6 protein-coding genes are annotated in these 5,270 nt (G+C 59.3%); 1 reads left to right on the forward strand and 5 read right to left on the reverse strand.

Features of this window, described 5'->3' with window-relative positions; translation table 11 throughout:
- Window positions 1-156: 156 nt before the first annotated feature.
- The 4 genes from R6T97_RS12840 to R6T97_RS12855 form a co-directional block, all read right to left on the reverse strand.
- Entirely contained in the window at window positions 157-1,041 is an 885-nt protein-coding gene (locus R6T97_RS12840; RefSeq protein WP_410349695.1) for a nickel/cobalt transporter, read from the reverse strand.
- Window positions 1,023-1,673, reverse strand: coding sequence for a DUF1007 family protein (locus R6T97_RS12845; RefSeq protein WP_410349696.1), 651 nt, complete (start codon window positions 1,671-1,673; stop codon window positions 1,023-1,025). Before R6T97_RS12845 ends, R6T97_RS12840 begins: the two co-directional genes overlap by 19 nt.
- A gap of 52 nt (window positions 1,674-1,725) precedes the next feature.
- A complete protein-coding gene (locus R6T97_RS12850) occupies window positions 1,726-2,322 on the reverse strand; it encodes a DUF4166 domain-containing protein (RefSeq protein ID WP_410349697.1) in 597 nt (198 codons plus the stop codon).
- Between the two features lie 83 nt (window positions 2,323-2,405).
- On the reverse strand, window positions 2,406-3,290 hold the full coding sequence (locus R6T97_RS12855; RefSeq protein ID WP_410349698.1) for an NAD-dependent epimerase/dehydratase family protein: 885 nt from the start codon (window positions 3,288-3,290) through the stop codon (window positions 2,406-2,408).
- 125 nt (window positions 3,291-3,415) lie between these two features.
- Between R6T97_RS12855 and R6T97_RS12860 the strand changes: the two genes are divergently transcribed.
- A complete protein-coding gene (locus R6T97_RS12860) occupies window positions 3,416-4,699 on the forward strand; it encodes an alpha/beta hydrolase family protein (RefSeq protein ID WP_410349699.1) in 1,284 nt (427 codons plus the stop codon).
- Window positions 4,700-4,979: 280 nt separating this feature from the next.
- Here R6T97_RS12860 and R6T97_RS12865 read toward each other — a convergent pair.
- The coding region (locus R6T97_RS12865) for a hypothetical protein (RefSeq protein ID WP_410349700.1) at window positions 4,980-5,270 on the reverse strand (291 nt) is incomplete at its 5' end.

A 5,270-nucleotide genomic window follows, 5' to 3' on the forward strand; every position in this document is an offset into this window, starting at 1 on the left:
ATATGATACATCTGAATATCTGATCAGCAATGTCGCAGATTTTACAACCGTCGAGATACTGGGGGTGCAGACAGATATCCCTGGGTCTTGATATGTTTGTGCGACGCGTTCCATCGGCAAAGCTTTAGGGCCGAAGAGCGCCCCGGTAAAGACTTATCAGATACTGCGCAGAACCAACTGGCCAGCAAGGATCAGGACGATGCCGCCCGCCAGAATCTCGGCCCAGGCCAGCGTGCGGGCGACGGCGCCATGGTTCACCAGTTGCAGCGCACTTTCGCGAAAGCCAACGGCGGCAAAGGCGACCATTGCCGTGATGCTGGCGGTCCCCAGACCCATCACAATTGCCCCGACAATTCCGGCCCAGTCGATCCCTAACCGCCACGTCAGGATCAGCAGGAACAGCGCGCCCGTACAAGGCCGGATCGCAATCGTACCGATCACGACCAAAGCATCACGCCACGTCCGCACGGTTTCGGCCTGTTCGACCGTCGGCCCATGCGCGTGCCCGCAAGAGGCGCAAACAACGCCGTTACCTTCATATGCATGGGTCCTCTTAGGCCGCAAATGCCGTATCCCGCGGACCAGCAACCACACCCCGACCGCCCCGATCAAAGCATAGCTGAGCGGGGCCAGCACATTATCTGCAAGTCCTGTCATCTGCTGTCGTCCCCAGCCAAAGACAAAGACCGCCGCATAGACCAACAAGATGGCTGTCAGCGCCTGCGCCAGCGATGCGCCCAGCGCCAGCCCAGCAAGACGTCTGGCGGGTACACGTGTTCCCGCACCATATCCCCCGATCACCAGCTTCCCATGGCCCGGCCCTGCGGCATGGACAAACCCGTAGGCAAAGCACAGCCCCCACAGGGATGCCAACGCACCGGGCTCTCCGACACGCAACCCACGCAGGGCTGCGGCCATTGCGTTTTGCACATCGCGCTGTGCTTCTGTGGTAAACCGCATGATCTGGTCCGCCCCGCCAAAGCCCCATAGCCACAGGCCAATCGCCCCCAAGGTGGCAAGGATCAAAGCGGGCCAGCGCATGTCACAACAATCGTATCGGCAAAGGCATCGCCAATTTCAGGAAAATATTCGTCCGGGCCAACTGCCGTCGGGTCCTGCCCGTCAAGCAGGGTCTCGGCCAAGGCATAGGCCGCGTCCAGATCGGCGGGGACAATCTCTGCCGTGCAGTCATCGCGCCCTTCGATCAAGACCGGGCGGCGCAGCTCATAGGCCGTGTAGAACGACGGATCATAAACACGGATACGCACCGGCGCGTCCGGGTCCGCAATCTCCGGCACGGGGCGCAGATGCGCCTCATGAAACAGCCCGCCTTCGTAAGTCATGCGATGATCCTGCTTTTCAGCCAGCGCCAGCACCGCATCTGCCTGTGACACTTCCAGATCACCCGCATAGTCAGGCGGCCACGCGGCAATCTGTTCGTCCAGCAGTTGTTGTTCAGCGGCCGTCAGGATCAGGTCACCGTCCATGTCGATGCCCAGATCCGTCGTGACCAAGAGCGAAAAAAGATCGTCATAGAACCAATCCAGTTTGACCGCCAATTCCCCCGTTTCGCCAAATACCACAGTGACCTGTGCTTCCACGAACACATGCGGGTGTGCTGGAAGCGTCGTCGGCAGAACCATCGCTGTAATAAGGGGGAGTGTCAGTCGCATCCCGACTATGTAGGGCGCAATCAAATCAGAGACAATGGAGACCTGTCTGCTATCATGCTTCCCGCTCCAACCAGCCCTGATAATGCACCATCAACGCCCCGGTCAGAGGCGCTTTCAAAGCCACATCGAAATGAAACCGGCCATTGGCCTCATACTCGCGCGCGATGCTGACCGGCAGCAGCACCTTGGGAAACCGGACCGGCCCCACACGGCCGGTGGCCACGGGAAAGTGCAATTGCCCATCTGCCACATGCAGGCCAAGCGTGAATGTGAACGGGCCAAAGCGTTCCGTCATGCAGCCATCTTTCACCATGAGGAACGACCGGAAGCGTTTGTCGCCAAATTGCCGCTCCCAAAGTTCACCACCGTTCTGCGGCGTCATGGTGACGCTGACACTGGTGTCGTCCGACCCGGGCGGAAACCCGAAGATGCCTGCAATCAATCGCGCCCATAGCGAATGGCCGCGTTTCACGCTGGCACGGCCAACCCAGCGGCGCGGTGCAGGCACATCATGCAACAGCCTGATCTGCGCGGGCAGTGTCGCGTAATCATCCCCGAGAAAGGCCTCAAAGACTGGCGCGACTATGGGCAAGCCGGTCTTGTCGGCAATCGGACGGTCAGGACTGGTCGTGGCATCATTTGCGGTCATGCAAGGGAACCTAGCGTGCGCCGTCCACCGGACCAGCGAAGCGTACTACACCGCTAACGCAGTCGGATCAAAGCGGGGAAACATCAGCGAAGCACATCGCGCCACGAATGCTTGGGCGCAAAGCCGACCATCCGCTTGGCCTTGTCGTTGGCATAGAATGTCTCGTCGGGGCGCATGTCACGCTTGACCGGCACACCCTGATAGAACCGCGCGATCACCTCGTCACTGGTAATGCCCACCGACATATCGTCGTTGGCGACATTGAACACCTCATAACCCAACCCATCGGTCTTGAGGCAGCAATCCACCATATGCCCAAGGTCACGTGCGTCGATATAGGCAAAGATATTGCGGCGGCGCAGTGCCGGATCATCCAGATAGGCGGGAAATTGTTCTGCATATTCATGCGGCTCGATCACGTTATTGATGCGCAGCCCGTAGATATCCATGCCGGTGCGCGCCTGAAAAGACCGCCCCGTGGCTTCATTGCAGACCTTGGACATCGCATAGCTGTCATGGGGCACGGTGGGGTGCTCTTCGTCAATGGGCACATACGCGGGCTTCAGCTCGCCATCGGCAAAGCAGACCGCATATGTCGTCTCGGAACTGGCGAATATCACCTTTGGGATACCCAGCTTTACGGCGGCCTCGATCACGTTATAGGTGCTGTGCGTGTTCTGGCGAAAACACTCGCCATCCGTGCCGATCATGACACGCGGGACAGCGGCAAAATGCACGACGGCATCATACTTCGGCACACCGGTCCCCGGCTCGAGTTCGTGAAAATCCGCAAACTGCGACATGGCACCGATAACCTGCCCCGCATCGCAAAGATCAATCAGCAACTCGGACACATCCAGCCCCGAAGCCACCCTGTCCGCATTCACCACCGTATGCCCCTGCCCTTGCAGATACGTGATTGCATGTTTGCCGGCCTTGCCGCTGCCACCTGTGAAAAAGACGCGCATGTTGATCCTCCTTGTTAGCTGCAGAGTAATCCGTACAGAATTGACCGCAATGGCTATTCATCTGCAAAACCCGCCTGTAAGCTGCGCGCACCACTCAAATGATCTCGACATCGGAGAAGCATCCCATGCGCACGATGACCGCCGCTCTTGGATTACTGGCCGCAACCGCAGCCCACGCGGAAAACCGTATTGATACGGTGCGCCCCGACGCACCTGCGCTGGCGGCGTATGGCGATCACAAGATCGGCGTGACCACGATGACCTTCACAAACCCCGATCAGATCGACGTGGTGAACACCGGCGAAACAGGCGAACCGCCGCGTTATGACCGCGAGATCACGGTGGAAATCTGGTATCCCGCAACCGACGACACGACGCCGGGCGGCACCTACACCGCCCTGATCCGCGACGGCGTGACCACAGCGACACTGACAGGGCAAGCGGCCCGCGATGCCGCGCCGGACACCGGGGAAACCTTTCCTTTGGTCATCGTCTCGCATGGCTACCCCGGCAACAGGTTCCTTTTGTCGCCGCTGGCTGAAAACCTTGCCTCCAAAGGCTATGTCGTCGCCGCGATCGACCACCCCGACAGCACATATGATGACCAGACCGCCTTTGGGTCGACACTGGTCAACCGCCCGTGGGATCAACGCTTTGTCATCGACAGCGTCACCGCGCTGGAGGGGCCACTGGGCGACATCATCCAGGGCGACAATATCGCCATCATGGGATATTCCATGGGGGGCTATGGTGCGCTGGTCTATGCAGGCGCTGGCGTGACCCTGCTGAGCACCACATATGAATGGGGGGCGCCGCAAGGCCTGCTCGAACGCAACCTGATGGGCACAGAAAGCCACGCCGCCCTAAAGGATGACCGGCTGAAAGCTGTCGTGGCATTCGGGCCATGGGGCAACAACACCGGCTTCTGGGATGCCGAAAGCTGGGCAGCGATCGACAAACCCGTGATGCTGATCGCTGGCGAAATTGACGATGTCTCGCAGTATTCGGCCATGCGTGGCATCTTTGACGCCACAATCAACACCACCCGGCACCTGCTGACATTCTCCCAAGCCAACCACAACGCAGGCGCACCCATGCCCGCCCCCGCAGAAAGCTATGCTGTGTCCCCGACACTCGGCTACGCGCCTTTCGAGCATTACGCCGATCCCGTCTGGGATAGCGTGCGGATGAACAACATCAGCCAGCACTTTGTGACCGGCTATCTTGATCTTTACCTGAAAGGTGACAGCGAAAAAGCCCGTTACTTTGATCTCGCGCCCGATGCCACCGACGGTGTGTGGTCCGTCGGCAAGGATGGGCGCGAAACCGAGGAACACACCTACTGGACAGGCTTCCCCAACCGCACGGCGGCAGGGCTGCGGTTCGAGACCAAAGCGGCGGGCGAATAGGGACAGATTGACAGCGGGTTTGGCGGGAATGGTGGTTTTGAATTCACTTTGGCCGATGGAACGCTGTGGACGAACGGCAGGAATGCGCAGGGAGTGGGGTTTGCAAAGTTGCGAACTGTGTTCGCCATTCATCTGCGGCTGACCCTAAGCGGCAAGGCGGCGCGCTGCGTGCTCTCGACCAGATCCAGTCTGAGAGTACCCCCGTCCGACTTCGCTTTGCTGGAAGTGGGGCGGAGGTACCGAGCCGTTCATCTATTGGTGTAAGCGCTATCTGGAAGGGTCACCCTCCAAATTGTCCGGGAAGGCACTCCAGCAAAGCTGAAAACGGCGCCGGGTTCGCACCACGCGCATTTCTGACCGTGCAATTCTGCGATGTTACAGAGGCACCGCCAAAGCCGACCGTCCAGTTTATGGCTATGACATCCAGCTTTGCGTCTACTTCACCAAATTCAGAACGGGTCCAGTCGACATACAATGAGCCGGGCACGCCAGCTCCAAGACTTGCCAAATCGATACCCGCACCAAGCACAGCTTGTTGAATGCGGTCACCCCCAAAAAACGCAGCATCTGT

The sequence above is a fragment of the Yoonia sp. genome (genome assembly GCF_046498525.1).
Classification (GTDB): Bacteria; Pseudomonadota; Alphaproteobacteria; order Rhodobacterales; family Rhodobacteraceae; genus Yoonia.